Consider the following 462-nt stretch of genomic DNA (forward strand, 5'->3'; position numbering starts at 1 on the left):
GCATGTACGACGCCATCGTCGTGGGCGGTGGGCACAACGGCCTCGTGGCCGCGGCCTACTTGGCCCGCGCCGGGATGAAACCCGTGGTCCTCGAGGCCCGGGACAACGTGGGCGGGGCGGCCACGACCGAGACGCCGTGGGGACCCGAGTTCAAGATGACGGCGCTGTCCTACGTCATGAGCCTCATGCCCCCGACGATCCTCAACGACCTCAAGCTGGCCGAGCACGGCTATCACGTCATCCCCATGGGGCCGACGTTCATCGCCCTCCCCGACGGTCGCTACCTCCTGGCCGAGGACGACCCGGAGCTGGACCGTGACGAGGTGGCCAAGTTCTCCAGCAAGGACGCCGACCGGCTCGGCGACTACCACGCCTGGATCGGTGGGGTGGCCGACGTCCTCGCCCCCCTCCTCCTGTCCACGCCGCCCAGCGTGGGCTCCCGCCGACCCAAGGACCTCATGG

Annotated in this window: 1 protein-coding gene; it reads left to right on the forward strand. The window is 69.9% G+C overall.

Annotated elements, in window-relative coordinates:
* On the forward strand, positions 1-462 hold a 462-nt coding region (locus I6F37_RS46310; protein ID WP_225154258.1), incomplete at both ends, for an FAD-dependent oxidoreductase.

The organism is Bradyrhizobium sp. NBAIM08, from assembly GCF_020193935.1.
GTDB lineage: Bacteria > Pseudomonadota > Alphaproteobacteria > Rhizobiales > Xanthobacteraceae > Bradyrhizobium > Bradyrhizobium yuanmingense.